Origin of the sequence: Euryhalocaulis caribicus (genome assembly GCF_000412185.1) — a bacterium.
Lineage (GTDB): Bacteria > Pseudomonadota > Alphaproteobacteria > Caulobacterales > Maricaulaceae > Euryhalocaulis > Euryhalocaulis caribicus.
The window spans coordinates 56,263-79,609 of record NZ_ASJA01000011.1 but is presented as its reverse complement, the minus strand read 5'-3'; the positions used below and the strand labels follow the sequence as shown (position 1 = coordinate 79,609).

At 63.1% G+C, this 23,347-nt stretch carries 27 protein-coding genes; 20 read left to right on the top strand and 7 right to left on the bottom strand.

The window, feature by feature from the left end:
• Positions 1-13: 13 nt before the first annotated feature.
• Positions 14-247, bottom strand: coding sequence for a ribbon-helix-helix protein, CopG family (locus L338_RS10295; RefSeq protein WP_022698302.1), 234 nt, complete (start codon positions 245-247; stop codon positions 14-16).
• 145 nt (positions 248-392) lie between these two features.
• Positions 393-986, bottom strand: a complete 594-nt coding sequence (locus tag L338_RS10290) for a DUF6088 family protein (protein ID WP_022698301.1) — start codon at positions 984-986, stop codon at positions 393-395.
• Between the two features lie 286 nt (positions 987-1,272).
• On the opposite strand from L338_RS10290, the gene L338_RS10285 reads away from it, so the two are divergent.
• Positions 1,273-2,181 (top strand): ArdC family protein, encoded by a 909-nt coding sequence (locus L338_RS10285; protein ID WP_022698300.1) that lies wholly within the window; start codon positions 1,273-1,275, stop codon positions 2,179-2,181.
• On the opposite strand, the gene L338_RS17085 is transcribed toward L338_RS10285, so the two are convergent.
• Positions 2,178-3,050, bottom strand: coding sequence for an RES family NAD+ phosphorylase (locus L338_RS17085; protein WP_022698299.1), 873 nt, complete (start codon positions 3,048-3,050; stop codon positions 2,178-2,180). The genes L338_RS10285 and L338_RS17085 overlap by 4 nt on opposite strands.
• Positions 3,051-3,238: 188 nt before the next feature.
• Here L338_RS17085 and L338_RS10275 point away from each other — a divergent pair, with 188 nt between their 5' ends.
• The 6 genes from L338_RS10275 to L338_RS10250 all read left to right on the top strand — a co-directional run bounded on the left by L338_RS10275 (position 3,239) and on the right by L338_RS10250 (position 12,768).
• Positions 3,239-5,344, top strand: a complete 2,106-nt coding sequence (locus L338_RS10275; RefSeq protein ID WP_022698297.1) for a ParB/RepB/Spo0J family partition protein — start codon at positions 3,239-3,241, stop codon at positions 5,342-5,344.
• A gap of 99 nt (positions 5,345-5,443) precedes the next feature.
• Positions 5,444-5,854 carry a hypothetical protein gene (locus tag L338_RS10270; protein WP_022698296.1) on the top strand — a complete coding sequence of 137 codons (411 nt, stop codon included), beginning with the start codon at positions 5,444-5,446 and terminating at the stop codon, positions 5,852-5,854.
• The gene (locus tag L338_RS10265) at positions 5,851-6,069 is read left to right on the top strand and encodes a DUF6117 family protein (protein WP_022698295.1); all 219 of its coding nucleotides are present in this window, start codon (positions 5,851-5,853) and stop codon (positions 6,067-6,069) included. The genes L338_RS10270 and L338_RS10265 overlap by 4 nt, the downstream gene beginning before the upstream one ends.
• Positions 6,070-6,163: 94 nt before the next feature.
• Positions 6,164-10,459: a strawberry notch family protein gene (locus L338_RS10260; protein WP_022698294.1), complete on the top strand. Its 4,296-nt coding sequence runs from the start codon at positions 6,164-6,166 to the stop codon at positions 10,457-10,459.
• Positions 10,459-11,523 carry a DUF7146 domain-containing protein gene (locus L338_RS10255; RefSeq protein ID WP_022698293.1) on the top strand — a complete coding sequence of 355 codons (1,065 nt, stop codon included), beginning with the start codon at positions 10,459-10,461 and terminating at the stop codon, positions 11,521-11,523. The genes L338_RS10260 and L338_RS10255 overlap by 1 nt, the downstream gene beginning before the upstream one ends.
• Before the next feature lie 324 nt (positions 11,524-11,847).
• The gene (locus tag L338_RS10250; protein WP_022698292.1) at positions 11,848-12,768 is read left to right on the top strand and encodes a DUF2493 domain-containing protein; all 921 of its coding nucleotides are present in this window, start codon (positions 11,848-11,850) and stop codon (positions 12,766-12,768) included.
• A gap of 84 nt (positions 12,769-12,852) precedes the next feature.
• On the opposite strand, the gene L338_RS10245 is transcribed toward L338_RS10250, so the two are convergent.
• Genes L338_RS10245 through L338_RS10230 form a run of 4 tightly spaced genes read right to left on the bottom strand, consistent with a single transcriptional unit; the run spans position 12,853 to position 16,175 of the window.
• Positions 12,853-14,007: an MFS transporter gene (locus tag L338_RS10245; RefSeq protein WP_022698291.1), complete on the bottom strand. Its 1,155-nt coding sequence runs from the start codon at positions 14,005-14,007 to the stop codon at positions 12,853-12,855.
• Between the two features lie 8 nt (positions 14,008-14,015).
• The gene (locus L338_RS10240; protein ID WP_022698290.1) at positions 14,016-14,411 is read right to left on the bottom strand and encodes a rhodanese-like domain-containing protein; all 396 of its coding nucleotides are present in this window, start codon (positions 14,409-14,411) and stop codon (positions 14,016-14,018) included.
• Positions 14,408-15,574: a glycine cleavage T C-terminal barrel domain-containing protein gene (locus L338_RS10235; protein ID WP_022698289.1), complete on the bottom strand. Its 1,167-nt coding sequence runs from the start codon at positions 15,572-15,574 to the stop codon at positions 14,408-14,410. Before L338_RS10235 ends, L338_RS10240 begins: the two co-directional genes overlap by 4 nt.
• Positions 15,567-16,175 carry a TetR/AcrR family transcriptional regulator gene (locus L338_RS10230; protein WP_022698288.1) on the bottom strand — a complete coding sequence of 203 codons (609 nt, stop codon included), beginning with the start codon at positions 16,173-16,175 and terminating at the stop codon, positions 15,567-15,569. Before L338_RS10230 ends, L338_RS10235 begins: the two co-directional genes overlap by 8 nt.
• A gap of 211 nt (positions 16,176-16,386) precedes the next feature.
• Between L338_RS10230 and L338_RS10225 the strand changes: the two genes are divergently transcribed.
• The 13 genes from L338_RS10225 to L338_RS10170 all read left to right on the top strand — a co-directional run bounded on the left by L338_RS10225 (position 16,387) and on the right by L338_RS10170 (position 23,346).
• Positions 16,387-16,824, top strand: coding sequence for a hypothetical protein (locus L338_RS10225; RefSeq protein WP_022698287.1), 438 nt, complete (start codon positions 16,387-16,389; stop codon positions 16,822-16,824).
• A gap of 580 nt (positions 16,825-17,404) precedes the next feature.
• Complete coding sequence (locus L338_RS10220; protein WP_022698286.1) at positions 17,405-17,725, top strand: DUF736 domain-containing protein; 321 nt, start codon at positions 17,405-17,407, stop codon at positions 17,723-17,725.
• Positions 17,726-17,909: 184 nt separating this feature from the next.
• Positions 17,910-18,170, top strand: coding sequence for a helix-turn-helix domain-containing protein (locus L338_RS10215; RefSeq protein WP_022698285.1), 261 nt, complete (start codon positions 17,910-17,912; stop codon positions 18,168-18,170).
• Between the two features lie 20 nt (positions 18,171-18,190).
• Positions 18,191-18,559: a DNA -binding domain-containing protein gene (locus L338_RS10210; protein ID WP_022698284.1), complete on the top strand. Its 369-nt coding sequence runs from the start codon at positions 18,191-18,193 to the stop codon at positions 18,557-18,559.
• Positions 18,560-18,676: 117 nt separating this feature from the next.
• On the top strand, positions 18,677-19,012 hold the full coding sequence (locus L338_RS18240; protein WP_422110945.1) for a transcriptional regulator domain-containing protein: 336 nt from the start codon (positions 18,677-18,679) through the stop codon (positions 19,010-19,012).
• A complete protein-coding gene (locus L338_RS10205; RefSeq protein WP_033311091.1) occupies positions 18,960-19,430 on the top strand; it encodes a DUF2285 domain-containing protein in 471 nt (156 codons plus the stop codon). Before L338_RS18240 ends, L338_RS10205 begins: the two co-directional genes overlap by 53 nt.
• Positions 19,431-19,562: 132 nt before the next feature.
• Positions 19,563-19,835, top strand: a complete 273-nt coding sequence (locus L338_RS10200) for a helix-turn-helix transcriptional regulator (RefSeq protein WP_022698282.1) — start codon at positions 19,563-19,565, stop codon at positions 19,833-19,835.
• A gap of 8 nt (positions 19,836-19,843) precedes the next feature.
• On the top strand, positions 19,844-21,019 hold the full coding sequence (locus L338_RS10195) for a replication initiator protein A (RefSeq protein WP_022698281.1): 1,176 nt from the start codon (positions 19,844-19,846) through the stop codon (positions 21,017-21,019).
• Entirely contained in the window at positions 21,016-21,654 is a 639-nt protein-coding gene (parA, locus tag L338_RS10190; protein ID WP_022698280.1) for a ParA family partition ATPase, read from the top strand. The genes L338_RS10195 and parA overlap by 4 nt, the downstream gene beginning before the upstream one ends.
• Positions 21,651-21,902, top strand: coding sequence for a ribbon-helix-helix protein (locus L338_RS10185; protein ID WP_022698279.1), 252 nt, complete (start codon positions 21,651-21,653; stop codon positions 21,900-21,902). The genes parA and L338_RS10185 overlap by 4 nt, the downstream gene beginning before the upstream one ends.
• Positions 21,899-22,420, top strand: coding sequence for a DUF2840 domain-containing protein (locus L338_RS10180; RefSeq protein ID WP_022698278.1), 522 nt, complete (start codon positions 21,899-21,901; stop codon positions 22,418-22,420). Before L338_RS10185 ends, L338_RS10180 begins: the two co-directional genes overlap by 4 nt.
• The gene (locus L338_RS10175) at positions 22,417-22,962 is read left to right on the top strand and encodes a S26 family signal peptidase (RefSeq protein WP_022698277.1); all 546 of its coding nucleotides are present in this window, start codon (positions 22,417-22,419) and stop codon (positions 22,960-22,962) included. Before L338_RS10180 ends, L338_RS10175 begins: the two co-directional genes overlap by 4 nt.
• Before the next feature lie 48 nt (positions 22,963-23,010).
• Positions 23,011-23,346 carry a DUF736 domain-containing protein gene (locus tag L338_RS10170; protein ID WP_022698276.1) on the top strand — a complete coding sequence of 112 codons (336 nt, stop codon included), beginning with the start codon at positions 23,011-23,013 and terminating at the stop codon, positions 23,344-23,346.
• Position 23,347: the final 1 nt, after the last annotated feature.

The following is a 23,347-nucleotide window of genomic DNA, read 5'->3' as shown; positions in this document are numbered from 1 at the left end:
TTCCCCTCGTAAATCATTGTTTGTCGCTCACTCTGTGAGCCGGCTTTTCGGCCTTCTGCGGCATACGCAACGGCAGAGCAGGTTCGGCCTCATGGCCGTGGTTGTCGAGATACTCGTCGATGGCGCGGCGCACGACCCAAGACACGGATACGTCGTCTTTCTCAGCGAGTATCGACAGGGCGTCGTAGTCACCGCCAGTGAGACTGACAGTGACACGCGGTCCGAATTTTCTGAGCTTTCCAGGCATGACGATTGTCGCTATGTTCCCTTTATGTTCACTCTGCCCGATTCACATCGATAGTGCAACAAAGTGATGCACTTTGACTCTACCTGCAACACTTATGCGCTGCTCCAACCCTGCAGGGCAATCATTAAAAGAGTGAAAGAACGCCTCAGCCATAGGCGACCTTGACCACGCTTTGCGCGAGCCAGGTGGGAAACTGCGGAGCCGCTGACGCCAATTCCTCGAACGTGCTCGGTGGCAGCGTTCGTTTCAATTTCTTGAGCGCCGGTTCCGCTTGTTCGGGACCGAGCCACGCCAGAGCGCGAACTGCCTCACCTGCCGGCCTGTCGGCAAGCGCCAGTTGCCACCGCGGCGCGTGCCGGAGCTCGACGATCTGCTTGCCCAGCTTCGTATTGCGGCTGCGACCCGATGTCAGAAAGATCGAGCGAACCGGCACCTGTGTGGTCAAGCCAAGCGTATTTGCCGCCGCCGCACCGGCAGATACGATCACTTCACCGCGCTGCCTGCCAAGCGCCTCGACCGCCTGTTCCACCGAAGGTGTGCGTGTGCCGAACCGCCCTTCGACGGGACGAAGGTAGACACCGCGACCGGCTCGGATCAGGTGGCCTCGCTCGGCAAGACGCGACAAGGCCTGATCCACCGCGGCCCGTTTTCCGAGATGGAGCAAGCCTTTGGCAGAGATAGGTTCCCCTTCGGGCAATCTCTTCGCATGGGCGAGAATTTGTTCTGTCAGTCTTTGCACGTGTCATTTCCTGTCAGAAATATACGCAGATTTCTGACACTTTTCAATCTTTATCCCATGGCAGCAGCAGGTTGGGGCATTCGTGGCCACCGGACGAAGACGAACTTCCTGAATATCCGGGAGGGGAAAGCCTTCCCCTGCGGCCAAGCCTGTAGTCTCGGCCGACCCCTTCGAGCGGGGGAATTCCCCCGCAACGCCCCCTTTTAGAGTGAGAGTGCGGACCGGTTTGCCGTGACGGGATGAGGACCGGAGGAGAGGCCTCCGGCGCCCGTCGCGGAGAACCGCGATGTCCAGACAGACCCGCAAATCCGGCGCCCGGCGCGACCGGACCAATCTTTATTCCGAAATCACCGACAAGATCATCGCCGAGCTAGAGGCCGGCCGAGTGCCTTGGGTTCAGCCCTGGGGAACGTCGGCGGCGAAGGCGCCCCTTGGCCTTCCGAAGAACGCCTCCACCAATCGTCAGTACTCGGGCATCAACGTCCTGCTCCTCTGGGGCGCCGTGATCGAACGCGGCTTTTCCGGCCAGAGCTGGCTGACTTTCCGCCAGGCGCTGTCGCTTGGCGGCAATGTCCGCAAAGGCGAGCGCGGCACCACCGTCGTCTATGCCGACCGATTCGTGCCGGAGGACGAGAAGCGCCGTGCGCGCGAGACCGGCGAGGACGCCCAGGCGATCCCGTTCCTGAAGCGCTTCACCGTTTTCAACACCGATCAGTGCGAGAACCTGCCCGAGGATGTAGCGATCACGGCGCCACCGGTGCCGACGGGCCTGATCGAACCGCGCGTTGAGGCGCTGATCGCCGCGACCGGCATCGATTTCCGCATCGGTGGCAACCGGGCGTTCTATGTGCCGACCCACGACTATGTGCAGGTGCCGCCGCCGCAGGCCTATTTCGAACCCATCAACTGGCACCGCACGGCGTTGCACGAACTGGGCCACGCGACAGGCCATACCTCGCGTCTGGAGCGTGATCTCTCCGGATCCTTCGGCACCAAGAAATATGCCTTCGAGGAGCTTGTCGCCGAGATCAATGCCGCCTTCTGCTGCGCCTCGCTCGGTATCACACCGACCGTCCGGCACGCCGACTATATCGGCTCCTGGCTCGAAGTGCTGCGCGAGGACAATCGCGCCATCGTCCGCGCTGCTAGCCAGGCAAGCAAGGCCGCCGACTGGCTGTTGGCACTGCTCGACTAAGCGCCGTCTTTTTCGGGACTTTCATCAGGGCTCGTAGAGCCGAGGGGCCGGATATCGGTAATCACATTACGGACAAGGACGGGTTTTCCCTCGTCATCAACCTGCACGAAATATGGATTGGTCGTTTCTTCATGTTTGAATTCGACATCACGGACTTCATGCAAGGCGCATGTGACAAGCTTCGCAGCGTCTAGATCGAAGAGCGCGATGTTGAATCGATCCGTTCCGAACGCGCTTCGGTAGGCGACCCCGTCAAATCCCTCAGACCTGAAAACCTCGGCGATGATCTGCGTCGGAGCATACTCGGCGACATCATCGTCGCGAGTCGCGGGTTCCCTGAATGCGCTTGCCATATGGCTCCAGACTACCTGGTCTCTCTCGTCGGCAGCCGGTTCGCCTTCGAGAAAGAAGCGACTTCGATCCGCATCCCGGGTACAATCAACAACCTTAAGAGCCCGCTCCATCCGGAAAACACCAAGCGATACCAAGGATCCGATCCACGGCCTCGCTTCCGCCAATGCAGTATGTTTGTCGTTCGCCATGTAGAGGCAGGGAATCCCTTTCGAATTCACCCGACCCTCTCTGGCACGATCCCGCAACGGGTTCATCCGGGTCGGAAGGGCGGGCCCGGGAAAGCTTTCGCCGACGTCTGGCTCGAATACGTCGTTATGCGCGACCTGGGCGCGAAAGAAATGCTGCCCTTGGGAAATATTGACTGAACGCTTGTGACAGGAGGCCGCGACAGCCGCCAAGAAACTTTCAGCCGGCTTCGAGCGGACATAACGCCAGTCCCGTATGACTTCTCGACGAAAGTTCCAGTAGCTACGCCAAGTATCAAACTCGCCGTCTCCAGGCTTTTTCTTGTTCATTTCATCACCATCAGTACTGCTGCTACGAGATAGCTTACCCCGCTCCACGTCAGATGAGCGAGTGCGTACCTGAAATCCCGTCTCCCGGCGGAGAGCCAGCGAAGAAGAGTGAGAGGGCTGCGCCCTTTTCCGTGACGGGTTTCAAGCCGAGAGAGAGGCTCTCGGTGCCCGTCGCGGAGTAACTCACCATGGCGACAGCAGCCAAGAAGGTCATCCTCAGCGCCTCGCGCGACATCCCCTTCAACAAGCTCGTCCTCTCCCAGTCCAACGTCCGGCGCATCAAGGCCGGCGTCTCGATCGAGGACCTGGCCGAGGACATTGCCCGCCGCGGCCTCCTGCAGAACCTTAATGTCCGACCAGTGGTGGACGGCGAAGGCAAGGAGACCGGCATGTTCGAGATTCCAGCCGGCGGCCGCCGCTTCCGGGCACTCGAACTTCTGGCCAAGAAGAAGCGGTTGGCCCGGACCGCGCCGGTCCCGTGCCACGTGCGCGCCGCGGACAGCGACATCTCGGCCGAGGAAGACTCGCTCGCCGAAAACGTCCAGCGCGCAGCGCTGCATCCCCTCGACCAGTTCCGCGCCTTCCAGACCTTCCGGGAGCAGGGCCTGAGCGAGGAAGACATCGCAGCGCGCTTCTTTGTTTCGGTCAACACCGTCAAGCAGCGCCTCAAGCTCGCTTCGGTGTCCGAAAAGCTCCTCGACCTCTACGCCGAGGACGCCATGACGCTCGATCAGCTCATGGCGTTCACGGTTTCCACCGACCATGCCCGACAGGAACAGGTCTGGGAGGCAATCGAGCATAGCTGGTCGAAGGAGCCCTATCAGATCCGCCGCATGCTCACCGAGAATACCGTGCGGGCCTCGGACCGGCGCGTGCGCTTCGTCACGATCGAAGCCTATGAAGAGGTCGGCGGCGCCGTCCTGCGCGACCTCTTCCAGGACGATGACGGGGGCTGGATCGAGGACGTGGCCCTACTCGAACGGCTGGTCGGCGAGAAGCTCACTTCCGAGGCAGAGACCATCGCCGAGGAGGGCTGGAAATGGATCTCGGTCGCGGCCGATTTCCCCTATGGCCATACCAACGGCTTGCGGGCGCTCCCCGGCACGCCGGTCGATCTCACCGACGAGGAACGGGCCGCCCGCGAAGCACTGCGCGAGGAGTTCGACCGTCTGGAAGCCGAATATGCCGAGGCCGACGAACTGCCCGACGAGGTGGATGAACGGCTCGGCGAGATTGAGGTAGCACTCGACGCGTTTGAGGATCGGCCGAAGCAATACGATCCTGCCGAGATCGGCCGCGCCGGTTCATTCGTCAGCATCCGCCACGATGGCCAGCTTTCCGTCGAGCGTGGCTATGTCCGCCCCGAGGACGAAGTGTCCGAGGGCGACGACGCGAAATGCGATGGCGACGCAGCAACCGATCGCCGCACCGTGCAGCGTACCATCATTACCGTGGGTGGCGAATCCGAGCCGCAGGACGAGGAGGACGATGCGATCAAGCCGCTGCCCGAGCGGCTGGTGATCGAACTGACGGCACATCGGTCCCTGGCGTTGCGCGATGCGCTGGCTGACAACCCTTCGGTCGCGATGACCGCGCTGATCCACAAGCTGGTGCGCGACGCCTTCCAGCACGTCTCGTCACCGGGATGCCTGGAGGCATCGGTTCGGCAAGTCTATTTCCCGGTCCAGGGTGATGACCTGAAAGACAGCGCCGCCGCCAAGACCGTCGACGATCGGCACGAGGCCTGGAAGGCTGACTTGCCCCTCGAAGACGATGAGGCGCTCTGGGCGAAAATCGACGGTCTCGACGATGCGAGCCGCATGGCGCTCCTCGCCCATTGCGTCTCCTTCGGCGTCAATGCGCTCTACGAGAAGGCCAATCCCTATGGCGCGGGGCCGACGGCGCGCGGCGTTCAGCAGCGTATCCACGAGGCGGACCGGCTCGCCCGCGCCGTCGGGCTCGACATGGTGGAGGCCGGATGGCGGCCGACGGTCGACAACTATTTCGGCCGGGTGACCAAGCCCCGTATCCTCGAAGCAGTACGCGAGGCCAAGGGCGAAGAAACCGCGCAGCTCATCGACCATCTGAAGAAGCCGGACATGGCCAAGGAGGCCGAACGGCTGCTCGCCGACAGCGGCTGGTTGCCCGAACCGCTGCGTCTGCCCGGCATCGACGACGGCACTCCCTCAGATGCCGAAGGGGACGACGCTGAAGCCCTGCCGGCCTTCCTCTCTGACGAGGACGACGGCGAGGACGAGCCGGTCGACGCGCCGCAAACCGTGGCTGCCGAATAGCCGCTCCTGCGGGGCGGCCAGGGCCGCCCCGCATCTCACACCATCATTCCCAACCCGGCCCGGTCATCGCACCGGGCCTTTTCGTTTCAGGAGCCTGTCATGGCCGACTACTTCACCCACTTCTCTTGCGTCCTTAACGTCAGAACACCCGAGAACGCGGCGCGCGCGCTCGATCTCTACAACCATCTCTCCGAAGAAAACGCATCGGAAGACCCGCCGTCCGAAGGCTTCGATCTTTCGATCGTGCCCGAGCATGGCGGCACCTGCCTCTGGATACGCGACGATGCCACCGGCGATCCGGAACATGTCATCCAGTTCGTCAAGCGCTGTGCCGCCGCGTTCGCTCTGACCGGACGATGGGGCTTCCAATACGCCAACACCTGTTCGCGGCCGCGCATCGATGCGTTTGGCGGCGGCGCGCATGTCCTCGACCTTACCACCGGCGAGACCATGGCCTGGACCTATACCGGCGAATGGCTCGCCGATACCCTGGCGGGAGGCCAGTCATGAGCATTCCCGACCATGCCCGCGCCAATTTCCAGACACTGTTGCGCGCCGCCGCCGACGGCAATCTCGCCCTGCTCGAATGCGCCGACGCCGAGACCGGAGCGGTGCGTTATGTGATCTGCGCGGTCGGCCGGGATGCCGGCGAGTTCCTCTTCACGCCCTTTGGCCATCTTGCCGATGGCAATCCCTACGAGGCCTATCGGCCGCCCGAGCCTTGAGAGGGAGAGGGTTGCCGGGACGGGTTTGAGCCGGTGCGGTCCAGAGAGAGCGCTGCCCGGCTTGTCCCGTTCCGCTCTCCCGAGGTTCTCCTCCATGACAGAGATCGTTCCCGCGGCGGCGCTCGCCCGTGCCGCCCATCAGCTCCTTCCGCTTCTCGAACAAGGCCGCCGCATCGATGCGCCCGCGCTCCGCATCGCGATGGACGCCGCCTTCGGCGGCTCCGATACCGATGGCGCCTGGGACTGGAAAACCGCTTATGACGTCTGCGAGGGCGCCACCGTCCTGTTTCTGCGCAAATACGGAAAGGCGCTTCTGCGCAAAGCCGGGTCTCCGGCGGCTGCGCTGCCGTTGCTCACCAGGATCGCCGCTCTCCAACCCTCGCACACCCGCCGCTCAGAAGAGAGCGAGGCCTTGCAGCAATTCTCGACGCCGATCCCCCTGGGATTCGCGGCGGCGACGGCCGCCGCGATCACCGTGGACGATATCGTGCTGGAACCCTCCGCTGGAACCGGCCTGCTCGCCATTCTCGCCGAAATCGCCGGGGCCCGGCTCCGTCTCAACGAGTTGGCCGAGATGCGCGGCGCGTTTCTCTCGTCCCTCTTTCCGGCTCTTTCGGTCACACGCTTCGATGCAGCCCAGATCGACGACTATCTGGATGCGAGTGCCGTTCCCAGCGTCGTGCTGATGAACCCGCCATTCTCGGTGATGGCCAATGTCTCCGGGCGCATGGCCGACGCCGCCTATCGTCATGTCGCCTCGGCGCTGGCCCGTCTCGCGCCCGGTGGACGCCTCGTCACCATCACCGGCGCCAGTTTCGTACCCGATGCGCGGAATTGGCGGGATACCTTCGTGCGTCTGCAGGAACGCGGTCGTGTCGTCTTCACCGCTGCAATCGACGGCAAAGTCTATGCGCGTCACGGCACCACAATCGACACGCGGCTGACGGTGATCGACAAGATCGCGGCCGACGATCCCACCGCATTTCCGGCATTACGGGGGATCGCCCCCGATGTTGCAACGCTGCTTGATTGGATCGAGGCGGACATGCCGCCGCGCGTAGCCGTCACCTTGCCGGCGATCTCCGGAAAGCGGATCACCGCGTCGCGCTCGGTCTCGGCCGCGCGCAGCAATTCGTGCGGTTTCACGCCCGCACCCCCCGTTAGCGAACAGATCGGTGAAGAGCTCTTCTATGAGACGGTCGAATGGACCCCGCCGCAGGGCGGGCATCTCACCGATGCGATCTACGAGGAATACGCGCTTCAGTCGATCCGTATTCCCGACTCTCAGGCGCATCCCACCAGGCTCGTCCAATCCGCCGCCATGGCCTCGGTCGCGCCGCCCAAACCGGACTATCGCCCGCATCTGCCAGCGGGGCTCGTGGCCGACGGCACTCTCTCCGACGCCCAGCTCGAAAGCGTGATCTATGCCGGCGAGGCCCATGCCCAGCATCTCGCCGGAGCCTGGGCCGTCGATGAGACCTGCGATGTGGTCACTGCCGCAGCGGAAGACGCCGACGACGCGGTCCGTTTCCGGCGTGGCTGGTTCCTCGGCGACGGCACCGGCGCGGGCAAAGGCCGCCAGGTCGCCGGCATCCTCCTCGACAACTGGCTGAAGGGTCGTCGCCGTGCCGTCTGGGTATCCAAATCCGACAAGCTGCTTGAGGACGCGCAGCGCGACTGGTCCGCGCTCGGCCAGGAACGACTCCTCGTCACGCCGCTGTCGCGTTTTCGCCAGGGCACGCCCATCCGTCTGCCGCAGGGCATCCTATTCACCACCTATGCCACGCTGCGCTCCGACGAGCGCGGATCCAAGGTTTCGCGTGTCCGGCAGATCGTCGATTGGTTGGGAGAGGATTTCGATGGAGTGATCATTTTCGACGAAAGCCACGCCATGCAGAACGCCGCCGGATCGAAGGGCGAACGTGGCGACCAGGCCGCCTCGCAGCAGGGCCGCGCGGGACTGCGCCTACAGCACGCGCTCCCCAACGCACGCGTCGTCTATGTCTCGGCGACCGGCGCCACGACGGTCCACAATCTCGCCTATGCCCAGCGGCTTGGTCTCTGGGGTGGCGAGGATTTCCCCTTCGCCACCCGCGCCGAGTTCGTCGAGGCGATTGAGGATGGCGGGGTCGCCGCCATGGAGGTGCTGGCGCGCGACCTCAAGGCGCTCGGCCTCTACCAGGCCCGCTCGCTGTCCTACGAAGGCGTCGAATACGCGCTGGTCGAGCACCAGCTCACCGACGAGCAGCGGCGCATCTACGACGCCTACGCCGGCGCCTTCGCCATCATTCACAACAATCTCGACGCCGCCATGCAGGCGACCAACGTCACCGGCAGCGAAGGGACGCTGAACCGGCAGGCCAAGTCTGCCGCCCGCTCAGCTTTCGAAAGCGCCAAGCAGCGTTTCTTCAATCACCTCATCACGGCGATGAAGACGCCATCGCTGATCCGCGCCATCGATGCCGATCTCGAAGCTGGCAATGCGGCCGTCATCCAAATCGTTTCCACAGGCGAGGCGCTGATGGAACGGCGGCTCGCTGAAATCCCGACCGAGGACTGGAACGACGTCCAGGTCGACATCACGCCGCGCGAATATGTGCTCGACTACCTGGCTCACTCCTTCCCTGTGCAGCTCTACGAGCCCTTCACCGACTCGGAGGGCAATCTGTGTTCCCGCCCGGTAACTCCCGATGGCCAGCCCGTCGAAAGCCGCGAGGCCGTCGCAAGGCGCGACAGGCTGATCGAGAAGCTCGCGTCGCTGCCGCCGGTCCCCGGTGCGCTCGACCAGATCATCCAGCGCTTCGGCACCGACATGGTCGCCGAAGTCACCGGCCGCTCGCGCCGCATCGTCCGCAAGCCCGGTGCCGGCGTCACCGCTGATCGCCTCGCCGTCGAAGGCCGCGCGATTTCGGCAAACCTCGCCGAAACCCAGGCCTTCATGGATGACCTAAAGCGCATTCTCGTCTTCTCGGACGCGGGTGGCACAGGACGCTCCTACCATGCCGACCTTGCGGCGAAGAACCGGCGCCTGCGCGTCCACTATCTGCTGGAGCCGGGCTGGAAGGCCGACGCGGCGATCCAGGGCTTGGGACGTACCAACCGTACAAACCAGGCGCAACCGCCGCTGTTCCGGCCGGTCGCCACGGATGTGAAAGCGGAGAAACGCTTTCTCTCCACCATCGCCCGCCGCCTCGACACGCTCGGAGCGATCACGCGAGGCCAGCGCCAGACCGGCGGTCAGGGCCTGTTCCGCGCCGAGGACAATCTCGAAAGCGCCTATGCGCGCGACGCGCTGCGCCGGCTCTATCTGATGATCGTCGGCGGCAAGGTTGAAGGTTGCCCGCTCCAGACCTTCGAGACCTCGACCGGTCTGAAGCTCGTGGATGATACCGGCATCAAGGACGAGCTGCCGCCGATCACAACCTTCCTCAACCGGCTCCTGGCACTCACCATTGATCTGCAGAACATCCTGTTCACGCATTTCGAGCAGATCCTGACCGCCCGGATCGAGGGTGCCATCGCCAGCGGCACATATGATGTCGGGCTGGAAACGCTGAGGGGCGAGCAGTTCACGGTCACCGACCGACAGGTGATCCACACGCATCCAGCCACCGGCGCGGAAACCACGCTGCTCACCATCGCACAACGGGAGCGTAACCACCCGGTCAGCCTGGACGAGGCGCTCGACCATCTCGCCGATCCGCGTGCCGCCCTGTTGGTCAACGAGCGATCAGGCCGAGCCGCGGTGCGTGTCCCGACCACCAGCGTGATCGACGACGACGGTGTCGTCGAACGCCGCGTGCGCCTGATCCGACCGATGGAGGCGACCAAGGTGCCCCTCGCAATGATGGGCGACACGCACTGGGTCGAAACCGACCGCGAGACCTTTGCCCGCATCTGGGACACCGAAGTGGCGGCGGTCCCCGAATACACCGACAGTACCGTTCACATCGTTTCCGGGCTGTTGCTGCCGATCTGGAAACGCCTGCCCAATGAATCGACGCGGGTCTATCGGCTCCAGACCGACGATGGGGAGCGGATCATCGGCCGCAAGGTTTCACCGGCCTGGGCCGCGAACGCCGCGACCGCAGGCACCGCCAGCCTCTCGGGGGACGATGCCTTCGCCGCCCTCAGCGAGGGCCGCACGATCCTCGACCTCGCCGAAGGGCTTCAGCTTCGCCGCGCCCGCGTCATGGGCGCGAACCGCATCGAGCTCACCGGCTTCACCGACACGATGCGCGACCGCCTCAAGGCCTATGGCCTCTTCGGCGAGATCATCTCGTGGAAGTTCCGGCTGTTCGTCCCGACGGACGCATCCGGCGCGAGCGTTCTCGCCCAGTTGCTGGAGCGGTTCCCGGTCGAGCGCATCGCCGAGCGGGAGGCAGCATAATGACCCGCGATGCTTCAGACCTCGCACATCGTCTCGGCCGTCAGGCCGAGGCCGTGTGCCGCGAATATCTCTCCAGCGGGCGGCGCGAGGGCCGCTACTGGATCGTGGGCGACGTGCGCAACACCAGGGGTCGCTCGATGTTCGTGCGCCTGACCGGCCCTGAGTCCGGCAAGGGCGCGGCGGGCAAATGGACCGATGCCGCCACCGGTGAACATGGTGATCTCCTCGACGTCATCCGGGAAAGTTGCGGTTTGACCGAGTTCAGGGACGTGGCCGACGAAGCGCGGCGGTTTCTCAGCCTGCCGCATCCCGCGCCGGAACCGGCATCATCGCCTGGACGCAAATCACCAGCACCAACGGGCTCGCCGCTCGCGGCCAAAAGGCTGTTCTCGATGGCGCAGCCGGTTACGGGCACACTCGCGGAATCGTATTTCCGCAAGCGCGGCATTACGGCTTTGCACAAAACCGGATCGCTGAGGTTCCATCCGCGCTGCTACTACCGGCCCGACGAGCACAGCCCGACAGAGACATGGCCCGCACTGATCTCGTCGGTCACCGATCTCGACGGTCACCAGACTGGCGCCCATCGCACCTGGCTCGATCCTAACGGGTTCAGCGAGGCGACGCTCGGCAAGGCTCCGATCGAGACGCCGCGACGGGCAATGGGCGATCTGCTCGGCCATGCGGTGCGCTTTGGCCTGGCGGGCGAGGTCATGGCGGCGGGTGAAGGCATCGAGACCATGCTGTCGCTGCGATGTGTCTTGCCCCAGATGCCGATGGCAGCCGCGCTCTCCGCAGCCCATCTTGCCGCCATCCTGTTCCCGGACACGCTGCGCCGGCTCTACATCGTGCGCGATGACGATCCGGCGGGCGACGGCGCACGGGATACGCTCGTCGAACGGGCAGACGCACTCGGCATAGAAGCGCTGCCACTCTCGCCGATGCTGGTCGATCTCAACGAGGATCTCCGCCTGCGTGGTCTCGACGCCTTCCAGGCCTCCATCCGGGTCCAGCTCGCGCCGCAGGATGTCGCCAGGTTCATGGAGTCCGTTCTGTCCGCCTGAACGGGGCAGCGGTGCGGGCTTTGGCGGTGACGTCGCAGCCTTCGTCAATGGCTCCCTGTAGATTCCGGAGAGGGCCGCGCCCCGGCCTTCCTGAGAGGGCGACCGGACAGCAGACGGCCCGGCCCGGCAATGGCTGCGGCCAACGATTTTCCCTCGGCCCTTCGGGCCTTTCCATCGCGAAACAAAATCGCCGGCCTCCGCCATCCTCCGCTGACGCTCCGGTCCTTGCGCTGCCGCTTCAGGATGCAGGCCCGGCCCGCCCGCCGTCTTTCGGCGCCATGAAGGCCGCGGCGGGCGCGGCCAACCGACAAAGGGAGCCACCCGATGACACTCGACGACGACACCTTCGAACCCCATCACGAATCCTCGCCGACCGAGCACGCGCTGAACGAACTGGAACTCCATGGCTACCGCCATGACGGGCACGGTCCCGACCCACGCCTCGTCCCGGAGGATAACGTCATCACCGGCGCCGTCTCCGACATCTTTGACGCCCTGATCGCCACCATGGCGGATACCGCCCTCGATGGTGAACTCGACGATCTGCTCTGGTCGACGGTCAATATGTTCCACCGTGCGGCCGACCGGCTCGAACGCAAGCTCGACGACAACGAGCAGGCCCAGAAGCGCGAGCAGCGCGAACAGGATGGCTCTGAAATCAAGGCCGTCGAGCTCGAACGGCTCATCGAGACCGGACAAGGTCTCATCGAACGGCGCGACAGCCTGGAGGTCTTCCGCGACAGCGCCGCCGAGCACTATCTGCGTACCACTGGTTCACCCTGGTCCCCGCGCACCGGGTCACAAGTCAACCGCCGCGCTTTGACTTCGGCCATGATCGACAGTCGGGATTTCATCTCCGAGCGCAAACGGGCCAATCGTGAGGTGCTTTTGCCAGCAGGTCCGAAGGTCGCCGTCTCTGGTGGCGCCGACTACAACGATCACAAGCTGATCTGGGACAAGCTCGACCAGGTGCATGCAAAGCACCCCGACATGGTGCTGATGCACGGGAAGTCGCCGAAGGGCGCCGAGAAGATCGCCGCGCGTTGGGCCGATCACCGCAATGTCACCCAGATCGGTTTCGCGCCGGACTGGACGAAGCACGGTCGGGCAGCACCGTTCAAGCGCAACGACCAGATGCTTGATGTCCTGCCGATCGGCGTCATGGTCTTCCCCGGCACGGGCATTCAGGAAAATCTCGCCGACAAGGCGAGGAAGCTCGGCATTCCGGTCTGGCGGTTCGCATGAATCGCCGCAAAGGCGGCTTAGCGGGACAAACCGGACCTTCGCAATCATGGCTCGAAAGACCGCTTTGAAGCTGGGCAGTTGTGGCTACTTCGATCCGGGCAAGCACGACAGATTTCCCAGTGTCATGAGCCCGGCGGCGATGAACGTCGATCCAAGACCAATCTGTTCTGCCAGCGACCCGGCGACGATTGGGCCGATCACTGCCCCCACCGAGAAGATCAGGAATGTCAGGCCGAAGCCGGATGAGGGACGCGCGGCATAGATCGTCATCGCCCAGGCTCCAAGCTGACTGGTCGCCATGATGTATGCGAACCCGAACACCCCGCCACTCATCAGCACGAAAGTTTTCGTGTCGGTCGCCAATCCCGACAAACAGAGGGCAGCACCCGTCGCGAAGATCGCAAGCATGTAGGTTGATTTCAGACCGAGGTAGCGAAGGAGCGGAGCGGCCACCACACCCGCCGTTCCGGCCAGCCCGAGAATGATCCAGAGGAGCGTCCTCATCTGCACCATCTTTCCGAAAATCGACATACTCTGACCGTCTACCAGAGCGCCAGCAAAGGTCCAGAATACCGTGGTGGTGACACCCAGCACGAAGCTCCCAAGAAGGAGTGCTTTCGCATCCCCATGTGGTAGCCAAAGCATCTTTGTAATCGGTTCGCTTTGAGCGTCACGCTGTGCGCGACCAGGCACGAGGAAAAGAACGCCGAGTGTCGAAGCCAGACCGAGCGCGGCGAACAAAGCCCAAGACGTCTGCCAATCCACGAGCAGCAAGAAAACGACCGCGCTGAGGACCGCCCCAAGACCCTCACCCGCATTCATGGTCGAAAAAGCTGGTCCCTGATCGTCCTGCCCGAAGAGGATGCTGATCGCCTCGGAGATCGGCGAGAACACCAGTCCGGGGCTGGCGCCAGCCAGCACACAACCGATCACCAGCATCGGTGCGCTCTTCGCTGTCGCGATCAAGATCATGCCCGCCGTGGCCAGCCCCAGACCGGTTAGCAACATGATGCGCGCACCCGTGCGAACCGTCAGCGTCATCGCGACAATCGAAGACGCAAAGTAACCCAGGTAGGCTCCGCTCGATATCGCGCCGAGTTCGGCATTGGTCAGGCCAAAATCCGCCGCCATGTCTGGCAGAAACAGTCCGAACCCATAGCGCGCAATGCCGAAGGACACCGCGATGGCGAGAGCACCTTGCCCTAGAAAGAGCAACGGTGAGTGCGACAATGCGACCAACAGACCAACTACCCAGCGTCCGCCGGACCACCACTGGCCTTCCAGCCTTTGAAACCGTCGCTGATGTGTCTGACCTGCGGAAAGCCCATATCAATGAGAGTTGCGGCCGAAAGAGCTGAGCGCCATCCTGAGGCGCAATACAGCGTGAGCGTCCTGGAAGGGTCGAAGAAGGGTTTATGGTAAGGACTCTTCGGATCGGCCCAGAACTCCAGCATCCCGCGCGGACAGTGTTTGCTGCCTGGGATGAACCCTTCGCGTTCTCGTTCCCGGATGTCCCGGAGGTCGATCAAAACGTCCGAAGCCGAGGCTTCACTCGCATTGTATTCCTCGGCTTTGATACTGGGCACCCGCTTGTTTGCTTCTGCTACGAGCTCCGATACCGGACGGATGGAAACGCTACTCATAGATGATCACCCGTGATCTCTGGCCACGTCTTCGCCCCTCGTGGAATAGACTTGTCGGCATCATAGAAGGGGAGGCGGACGATCTCAGCTCGACGCGCCCCAAAACCGGTCTCGACATCGACGGTATCGCCGAGGGTGGCGGAGTTGGCTTCGATCAAACCGATGGCGATATTTTTCGACAGACGGGGCGAAAAGACGGCGCTTGTGACGGTGCCAATCCATTGCCGCGCCCGATGGACCTGCCAATACTCCTCGTTCGGATGAGGGAATGCTGGCCCGTCGATGATCATCCCGACGATTTCACGCCTGGCACCCCGCTCACGTTCCGCCAGCAGCGCGGCTTTGCCCACAAATTCAGTTGGCTGATCAAGATCAAGCAATTTTGGAGAGGCGACTTCCAGCGCTGTGGTTTGAATGTCCATATCGGCGATCATCGCCAGGATGCCGCCTTCGATGCGCCGCGCCGTCGATGTGTGACCAACGGCAAGGCCGTGCGCCTGACCCGCATCCACCACCCGGTCCCAGATCGCCGGGCCATCCTCTGACAAGGGATAAAGCTCGAATCCAAGCTCGCTGGTCCAGCCTGTTCGCGTAATCAGCACGTCTGTGCCACCGACCCTGATCGTCCCGTTCCGATACCATTGGAGATCATGTATCTGCGCGCCAACAACAGCCTCCATCACGGCAACGCTTGCCGGGCCTTGGACTTGCATCGCGGCGACATCCACTTCGCGCACAGCAACGTCCTGGGTTGCGTTTTCAGCGAGGCCTAAAACCCAGAGGATGAGATCACCGTCCGCAGCAGAGAGCCAAATTCTGCCGTCTTCGGTGAAGGTGATCACGGGATCGCTGATGACGCCGCCATTCGGAGCGGTGATCAAGGCATAGCGGGACTGGCCGGGCTTGAATCTTTCGAGATTGCGCGGCGTCAGCGTTTGAACAAAGGCTAGAGCATCCGGTCCAACAACCTCGACCTGTCTTTGAGGGGTTGCGTCTATGAGGACGACCCTTTCGGTGATGGCTCGATAGTTTGCATCGACATCTCCGAAATCCCGAGGGGTCAGGATATGATTGTAAATTGAAAAGCTGGTGCATCCGGCATCACGCGTGCGCTCAAAATAGGGTGATTTCCGGACCTGAGTCCCGAAGAGAGGACTAGTCATCTCTTCGCCCCTGACCTTCGGAATTGGGCGCGACGAAGAACCCGTCGAATACCAGATTTGCAAAGTTGGAGAGAGGTTCCGCCGATTGCTCGATCCGCATTCGGAGCATCGCCCCTTCCCATCCATTCAGGATGAACTGGGCAAGCTCTTCCGGCGAGACGTCAGACCTCAGCTCACCGGAGCGCTCTGCCCGAGTGAGGCAGTCTGTGATCAGATCCTGCCATCGGTTCATAACCTTCGATGCCGTCTGACGCAGAGCCGACGATGTGATGCTGGCCTCCATGCCTATGAGCCCGATCAGGCAACCGGTTTGGAATTTCTCATCTTCGAGGCGCTCGATGCTTCCGACGAAAAATCGCCTGAGCTGCTCGCGCGGCAACAGGTCGGGGTTTTCGAAGCAGTCTACGAAGAAGTCGTCAAACTGACGATCGTAGCTTTCCAAAACCGAGGCGGCGAATGCCTCTTTGGATGCGAAGAAATGATAGAAGGAGCCCTTTGGGACCCGCGCGGCACCAAGGACATCTTTCAGGCCGGTCCCGGCGTAGCCTCGATTGATCAACGCCGCCTTGCCCGCTTCAATAATTTGGTCAGAGGTTTTCATGGAAATAATATTAGACCGGTCGTCTAGTCTGTGTCAACCGTGGGATGGCTTTTGGTAAGCAGCCGTTCGTTAGCACCGCAGCATCCGACACAGTGGGCTCAGAGCGGACCTTCCCATTCGCAGCTCAACCCTAAGTATGATACACTTTTGATTGCGCCGTGGTGGTGGTGGAGGCGCGACCGTTCGAACCTCATCTTACGGAGATGCCACCATGATTATTGCTATTCTCGGATCCATCGCCGCAATTGCGGTCCTCTGCTGGTTGCTGTTCACGCTCGCCATCTACGCATTGCCCGCGCTCGGGGGCGTCGCGGCAGGCATGTGGGCCTATGAGACCGGCGCCGGCCTGCCGGGCAGCGTCCTTGTCGGGCTTGTCGGCGCGGGCCTCGTGTTCGGCCTTGCGCAATTCCTCATCTTGTTCGCCCGACCGATGTGGGTGAAACTCGCCGTGGCGCTCGCCTTCGTCGCACCTGCGGCCATCGCGGGTTTCCACGCCACTCACGGGATCGTCAGACATCTCATGCCGTCGGAAACCTGGCAGACCGTCTTCTCAGTAATCGGCGCGGTGGCGGTCGGCATCACGGCCTTCGTGCGCGTGACCTCAATGGCCCCGCCCGGACCTGCCGGGCAGACCGCCGCCAGCATCTGAACACAACGGTAGGTGAAGCCGGGACAGGGGCTGAGGTTTTGTGCCGCGCCCATATCGAAGGGTGAGCAATGTGGGGCGCGGTACGGGACGGATCGGCGATTTCGGTTGAGCGCCGGCACTCCCGGACGCCATGGCGTGATTTGCCCCGAAACGTGCGACCGGTGACGGACGCAGAGCGGCTTGTTTCCGCATCAGGTGGCATCGCTGGGTATGAAGCGGACTGGCCTGCAGGACCAAAGACGATTTCCGTGCCTTCGCCGGACTTAAACCGGGGGGTTCGGTATTGCCATTCTCTCCTTGAACTATCCCTGTGAGCCGACCGCTCCAAACGGCCTCTTCAATGGGCTGATCTGGCCGAAGGCCGGCTGCGCCTCGATCGCCTATGGCGCAATGGCGCCTTCCAACTTTCATCCCCTGGCCGCTGCGCGCCCATTCCTCGCGCAACAAGAAAGTTCTTCGGCTGCCATCCTCCGCTGACGCTGCGGTCGCAAGCGATGCGCCGTCGATCACCTCCGGCCTCTCCGATCGCCATCGAGGCCGCGTGGTGCGGGCTCGAAACCAGTGATCAAGGAGAACTACCATGGCAACCATCGGCACCTTCAAGAAGTCCGGCAACGAATTCACCGGCGAAATCGTCACCCTCAACGTGCAGGCCAAGAACGTCCGCATCGTCCCCGAAACCAACCAGACCAGCGAGAACGCTCCCAGCCACCGCGTCCTGGTCGGCCGCGCCGAGATCGGAGCCGCCTGGTCCAAGCAGTCGAACGAGGGTCGCGACTATCTCGGCCTCAAGCTCGACGATCCGAGCTTCACCGCTCCGATCTATGCCAACCTCTTCGACGACGAGGACGGCGGTTACAGCCTCATCTGGTCCCGCCCCACCCGCCGCAACGGCGAGTGACGCCGGACAGATTCCCGCCCGGCAGGTCCGGGCGGGACCTCTTCTATCGCCGACCGAATCAGATGCGCCGTCAACCGCCGATGGCCCGATTCAAAACGGTTTTTCCGCTTCCAAATCTGGCAAAGGCGACTATTATAGTCGTTTTAGTGGCGTGAATGCCGGGGTCTGTAGGAGGTGATCATGCATGATCACCGCCCGACAGGCACGGGCCGCGCGCGCATTGCTCGGTTGGACACAAGAGATGCTCGCTGAAAAGGCCCTGGTTTCGCTGACCGCGCTCAAGCGCCTCGAGTCCGTCAACGGACTCAAGGTGCATGAGAGCACATGCGACCAGATTCGCCGGGCGCTGGAAGCAGCTGGCATCGTCTTCCTGTCCTCTGACCGAGGCGAAGGAGTGATGATTGTCGATGCCACGAACCCTAACAAGCCAGAAGCGCTGGCCTGACAACGGAGGTGTCAGGCGCAATGCGCCACACCTTTCGCAGCGATTTTTCAGCGCGCCTCTACAATTTTCGGCAAATTGCGTTAACCATACGCACCGAGGCCTCGCGCCAAGAGACTGGGGAACAGATGGGGCAAGCTGACTTTCTGGACGAGCCGCCGCAAAGCGAACACTTGACCGAATACGATCGTGCACATTTTGCGACCTATCTTCGCTTGCTCGATGCGGAGGCCGACGCCGCGCATTGGGCTGAAGCGGTCCGCATCATCTTTGGTCTCGATCCCAACGTGCAGCCCGATCGCGCTCAGCACGTTCACCAGACACATCTCGCCCGCGCGCACTGGATGACTGAGAACGGCTACCGCGATCTCCTTCGATCCGCCTATCACTGACAGGTGATGCGCAACACGCATCTCTTTATGCCGGTTGCCCGGCTATCCAAGTTTCAATTTTAACGCGATCTTCCAACGACGTGCGAACCACCGCGTAGAGTCGGGGAGGAAATCGGCATGGTGGCGGAAACGAACTGGCGCGACCCGACGGACTATCGATATCTGAACGGTCTGAATCCTTCCGAACTCGCTTGGGAGTTCCTCAGGCGCAACCCTGAATACGAAAAGGAAGTCTCGGCCTCCGATCCCGCGGACGATCACTCTGCGACAGCGCTGACGGCGCACTGGGGGTTACGCTTTCCCGATAGCGCCGTACTTGTCCGCGCCAAATGCCGACATCTTCTGGAGCCCTGCTGTCGACCCAAGCGTCCTGATCTTCGCCCCTCAGCAGGGGCTAAACATGACAACCGTGAACTTCAAGGTCGTTCCGGACGACGCCCGAACATCGGATGAAGGACTCTATATTCACTTTGTGATCGACACCGAGCACTTCGTGGCAATCTGCCTCGATGGCAGAGCACCTGACGGACCGGTGGCGGCCGTTACCCTCATCGACCAGTTCATGCAGGATCGAGTCGAGGCGATTATTCGGTTCCGCGATGCTGCCCTTCATCACCGAGCATCGGCTGACACGCGAATTACGCCGCAACGCCGACAACGCCTCATCGAAAGCCTCCGCGCGATCGACGGTCGACGTGCAGGGGCCACCTATCAGGAAATCGCCGAAGCCGTCTTCGGCGCCGCTCCAGTCAACGCCATCACCTGGAAGTCCACTCCTTTGCGCGACACCGTGATGCGTCGCACCGCCTCTGGTCTCGATCTCGTTGCGGGCGGTTATCGCAGGCTTCTTCTCGGACATCGCCCCGCCTGAGACCAGCAGCCATCGGGGTGCGAATTTTCTTTCGAATCTTCGCACTCCCCCACGCCCTTTATTCTCCGCCACCGTGACCCTGACGCTCCGCCGATATCCGGCGGCGCCAACAAGGATCACGGAGGCACGATCATGTCCGCAGCCACCGCCGGTATACCGCCGCGCTATCTGAGAACGCCCGAGGCGGCCCGTTTTCTCAGCCTTTCCGCCCGAACCCTCGAGAAACACCGAACCTACGGAACCGGTCCCGCCTACCGCAAACTCGGTGGCCGTGTCGTCTATGCCGTCGATGACCTGCAGGCCTGGGCGGAACGTGGCGCCAAGCGATCCACCTCCGACCCCGGCGTCGGTACGGTCCTTCCGGCCAAACGTCATGACGATCCGTCGTCAGCCGAGAACCGCTGATTACTTCCATGACGGCGCGGCCCCGCAGATCGGAACGGGAGCAGCTTGAGCTGTTCCGCGCTCTGCCGAGCGATCTCGCGCCACGCGACGCGCAGGACCTCATGGCCTATCCCTTCTTTTCCCTCTCCAAGTCCCACCGCGTCGAGCCGATCGACTTCCGAGCGGGCGAGATCGCCATCCGCGTAGAAGCCGTCCCAGAGCATGGCATGGCCACAATCTGGGATGCGGACATCCTGATCTGGGCGGCCAGCCAGATCGTTGAGGCGCGCGACAACGGCTTTCGCACGTCGCGCCTGATCGCCACCACCCCATATGAAATCCTGACCTTCATCGGACGTGGCACCGGCGCGCGCGACTATCGCCGTCTGAGGGCCGCGCTCGACCGCCTTCAATCGACCACGGTCGCGACCACCTTGCGGCAACCTCCGGCGAATCCTCGAAGCCGCATTGAGCCCAACTCTGTTGCACCAGCGACCGGTCGGCGCATGCACCGCTTCTCTTGGATCAACGAATGGACCGAACGCGCCGATGCGTTCGGCAATCCGGATGGCATCGAACTCATCGTGCCGGACTGGTTCTACAAGGCAGTGTTGGACGAGGCGCTCGTCCTCACCATCGACCGCGCCTATTTCGGCCTCACGGGCGGGATCGAGCGCTGGCTCTACCGGATCGTGCGCAAGCATGGCGGCCGGCAGAAGCGCGGCTGGCGGTTCGACTTCCGGCACCTCTACGTCAAATCCGGAAGCCTCTCGCCGTTCAAGCGTTTCGCCTTCGAACTGCGCGCGATCATCCAGCGCCAGCCGCTGCCAGGCTACTCCCTGTTTCTCGAAATCGAGGCGGGCGGACGCACGCTGCTCGCTTTCGAGCCGACGCCCTGTGGGCAGGCTGTGGAAGCCGTCGTGCTATCGGGAACCCGGACTATCGTGCCATCGGGAACCGACCCATCGTGCTATCGGGAACCCAAACCGCATCTAACCTCTTCCGCACAAAGCGAAAATCGACCCCTTAACTTAGAGTCTAACAAAGAATCTAACTTTTGTAGGGGCGTGCCTTCTGGGGAAAACCGCTCTCCGACGGGCCAAAAAGAGGAGAAACACGGACGCCCGACGGCATTTACTGAACGCGATGACGACGCTGCCTCCAAGAGCGATCCGGCCCGTACTGGTGCGGGAGACGCTTCATGATTGCGGCGTTCGTCAATCAAAAAGGCGGTGTCGGCAAGACAACGCTCGCATTGCACCTCGCCGGCGAATGGGCGCGAGGCGGAAGCACCGTCACCCTGATCGATGCCGACCCGCAGGGATCGGCGCTCGACTGGTCCGAACGGCGCAGCCACGAGCGTCTGCCGCGACGCTTTGGCGTCATTGGCTTGGCGCGGGATACGCTCCACCACGAAGCGCCTGAACTCGCCCGCTCTGCCGATCATATTGTCATAGACGGTCCGCCGCGCGTCGCGGGACTGATGCGCTCGACGCTACTTGCCGCCGACGTCATCCTCATTCCGGTGCAGCCGTCACCCTTCGATGGCTGGGCCTCGGCGGAGATCCTGCGCCTGATCGAGGAGGCACGGATATTCCGGCCGCAGCTCGCCGTGCGCTTCCTCCTCAACCGCTGTCCGGCACGAACCATCATCGCGCGCGAGACCGGTGATGCGCTCGCCGACCAGGACCCGCCCGCGCTCCGCGCGACGATCGGCCAGCGCGTCATCTTTGCGTCGGCCGCGCAGTCCGGCCGCCTCGCTTGCGAGTACGACGCGGACAGCATCGCCGCGCGGGAAGTGGCGGCGCTTGCGGCCGAGATCGGAAGGCTCGCACCATGAGCGACCGCCCAAACCGTCGCGCCTTTGCCACGAGACCGGGCGATCCCGAGCAATGGATCAGGTCCGCCGATGCCGCACCCCGTGACGGCAAGCCCTCTGGATTCACCGCACGCCTGACCGTCGACATCACGCCCGAGCTGCGCGGGCGCATCAAGATCGCCGCCTTCCAGAGCGGCGTCACTGTCGCAGACATGCTGCGCGACCTGCTCGCCCGTGAGTTCCCGACAGACGAAGGAGACTCCAAATGACCGGCACCGCGGCGTCCCGCGCTGGCGGCGGCCAGATGCCGTTAGCCCATAACACCGACGCGCACACCCATGTCGAACTGACCTGGATCGAGGGCAGGATTGAATACTGGATCCGCTTCGGCCATGAGGTCGGCGAACGCGTCGTGGATCGCCGCCGGCGCATCGTATCCTTCCGCCCCGGCGCCGTCTTTGCATTCGTGCGATGGGCGGCCAACGACTACGGCACCGTCATCTCGCGCATCGACATCGTGCGCGCCGTCGAGCTCGGCAGCGCCTACCAGACGCTGCCCTTCGTGCGCCCCGGCGGGGAAATCCTGCTCAAGATCGAAGGCTGGCCCAAGGTCGAGAAGGTGCTCCAGCACATCGACGCGGTGGAAGCCGCCGACGTCGATCCCTGCGACGCCGCCCCCGATCACTGGCGCCATGTGGCGCACCGGATGAGCGCCGGCCACGAGCCGCGTCCCTACACGCGGGAGCGCCACCAGGCGTGGCTCAAGCGGCGGGAGATCGAGCAATGACCCGCTTCGGCTACGTCATGCTGACCTACTTCACCGCCATGGGCGTCGCCGCGGCCGCCATCGTTCCGACATCGCTGAAGTTCGTCTGGAACGTGTCGGCCAGCGCACCGATCGGCCTTTATCGGATCGAGCCCGCGGCGCATCTCGGCGTTCCCGATCTCGTCGCCGTCATGCCACCTGAGCCGCTTGACGATTTCATGGTCGAGCGCGGATACATCGGCCACGACGTCCCGATCCTGAAGCGCGTCCTCGGCCTGCCGGGACAGCGCATATGCCGGATCGGCCGCGACATCACGGTCGACGGAATCGTGATGGGCGAAGCGCGCGACCGCGATCGCCTGGACCGCCCGCTGCCGGTCTGGAGTGGCTGCCGCACCGTCGCCGAAGACGAGCTCTTCCTCATGAACTGGCAAGTCCCCGACAGCCTCGACGGGCGGTATTTCGGTCCGCTTCCGGCGACGACCGTCATCGGCCGGGCTGTCCCTCTCTACACCGACGAAGACGGCGATGGCCGCTTCGTCTGGCGCGCGCCGACGCGGTGACGACGCAAGCTTTCTCGCAATCCCACCGCATCCAAACAGGAGTTCAACATGCCCCAGATAGGTCAATTCACGCGCACGGAAAATGGCTACAGCGGTCGCATGCGCTCGCTGTCCTTCGACTGCGAGCTTACATTCGCCACGGCCGAGAATGCCGACAGCGAGAACGCGCCCGCCTACCGCGTTCATCTCGGCGACGAGACCGGCCCCGAAGTCGGCGCCGGCTGGAAACATACCGGCGACCGCGCGGGCACCTTCATTTCCGTCGTCCTCGACGATCCCGCCTTTCCCATTCCGGTGCGCGCCCGGCTGTTCCAGTCTGATGAGGACGGACGCGACTGGGGTCTGCACTGGACGCGCCCGAAGAAGCGCGACGAGCAGGACTGAT

Coding starts and splice junctions, on each gene's coding strand:
- parA (WP_022698280.1), top strand. CDS start 21,016: ATGATTGCGGCGTTCGTCAATCAAAAAGGCGGTGTCGGCAAGACAACG.
- L338_RS10270 (WP_022698296.1), top strand. CDS start 5,444: ATGGCCGACTACTTCACCCACTTCTCTTGCGTCCTTAACGTCAGAACA.
- L338_RS10180 (WP_022698278.1), top strand. CDS start 21,899: ATGACCGGCACCGCGGCGTCCCGCGCTGGCGGCGGCCAGATGCCGTTA.
- L338_RS10250 (WP_022698292.1), top strand. CDS start 11,848: ATGACACTCGACGACGACACCTTCGAACCCCATCACGAATCCTCGCCG.
- L338_RS10285 (WP_022698300.1), top strand. CDS start 1,273: ATGTCCAGACAGACCCGCAAATCCGGCGCCCGGCGCGACCGGACCAAT.
- L338_RS10235 (WP_022698289.1), bottom strand. CDS start 15,574: ATGACTAGTCCTCTCTTCGGGACTCAGGTCCGGAAATCACCCTATTTT.
- L338_RS10255 (WP_022698293.1), top strand. CDS start 10,459: ATGACCCGCGATGCTTCAGACCTCGCACATCGTCTCGGCCGTCAGGCC.
- L338_RS10170 (WP_022698276.1), top strand. CDS start 23,011: ATGCCCCAGATAGGTCAATTCACGCGCACGGAAAATGGCTACAGCGGT.
- L338_RS10205 (WP_033311091.1), top strand. CDS start 18,960: ATGACAACCGTGAACTTCAAGGTCGTTCCGGACGACGCCCGAACATCG.
- L338_RS10215 (WP_022698285.1), top strand. CDS start 17,910: ATGATCACCGCCCGACAGGCACGGGCCGCGCGCGCATTGCTCGGTTGG.
- L338_RS10230 (WP_022698288.1), bottom strand. CDS start 16,175: ATGAAAACCTCTGACCAAATTATTGAAGCGGGCAAGGCGGCGTTGATC.
- L338_RS10175 (WP_022698277.1), top strand. CDS start 22,417: ATGACCCGCTTCGGCTACGTCATGCTGACCTACTTCACCGCCATGGGC.
- L338_RS10195 (WP_022698281.1), top strand. CDS start 19,844: ATGACGGCGCGGCCCCGCAGATCGGAACGGGAGCAGCTTGAGCTGTTC.
- L338_RS10295 (WP_022698302.1), bottom strand. CDS start 247: ATGCCTGGAAAGCTCAGAAAATTCGGACCGCGTGTCACTGTCAGTCTC.
- L338_RS10275 (WP_022698297.1), top strand. CDS start 3,239: ATGGCGACAGCAGCCAAGAAGGTCATCCTCAGCGCCTCGCGCGACATC.
- L338_RS10185 (WP_022698279.1), top strand. CDS start 21,651: ATGAGCGACCGCCCAAACCGTCGCGCCTTTGCCACGAGACCGGGCGAT.
- L338_RS10260 (WP_022698294.1), top strand. CDS start 6,164: ATGACAGAGATCGTTCCCGCGGCGGCGCTCGCCCGTGCCGCCCATCAG.
- L338_RS10200 (WP_022698282.1), top strand. CDS start 19,563: ATGTCCGCAGCCACCGCCGGTATACCGCCGCGCTATCTGAGAACGCCC.
- L338_RS10225 (WP_022698287.1), top strand. CDS start 16,387: ATGATTATTGCTATTCTCGGATCCATCGCCGCAATTGCGGTCCTCTGC.
- L338_RS18240 (WP_422110945.1), top strand. CDS start 18,677: ATGGTGGCGGAAACGAACTGGCGCGACCCGACGGACTATCGATATCTG.
- L338_RS10240 (WP_022698290.1), bottom strand. CDS start 14,411: ATGAGTAGCGTTTCCATCCGTCCGGTATCGGAGCTCGTAGCAGAAGCA.
- L338_RS17085 (WP_022698299.1), bottom strand. CDS start 3,050: ATGAACAAGAAAAAGCCTGGAGACGGCGAGTTTGATACTTGGCGTAGC.
- L338_RS10220 (WP_022698286.1), top strand. CDS start 17,405: ATGGCAACCATCGGCACCTTCAAGAAGTCCGGCAACGAATTCACCGGC.
- L338_RS10210 (WP_022698284.1), top strand. CDS start 18,191: ATGCGCCACACCTTTCGCAGCGATTTTTCAGCGCGCCTCTACAATTTT.
- L338_RS10265 (WP_022698295.1), top strand. CDS start 5,851: ATGAGCATTCCCGACCATGCCCGCGCCAATTTCCAGACACTGTTGCGC.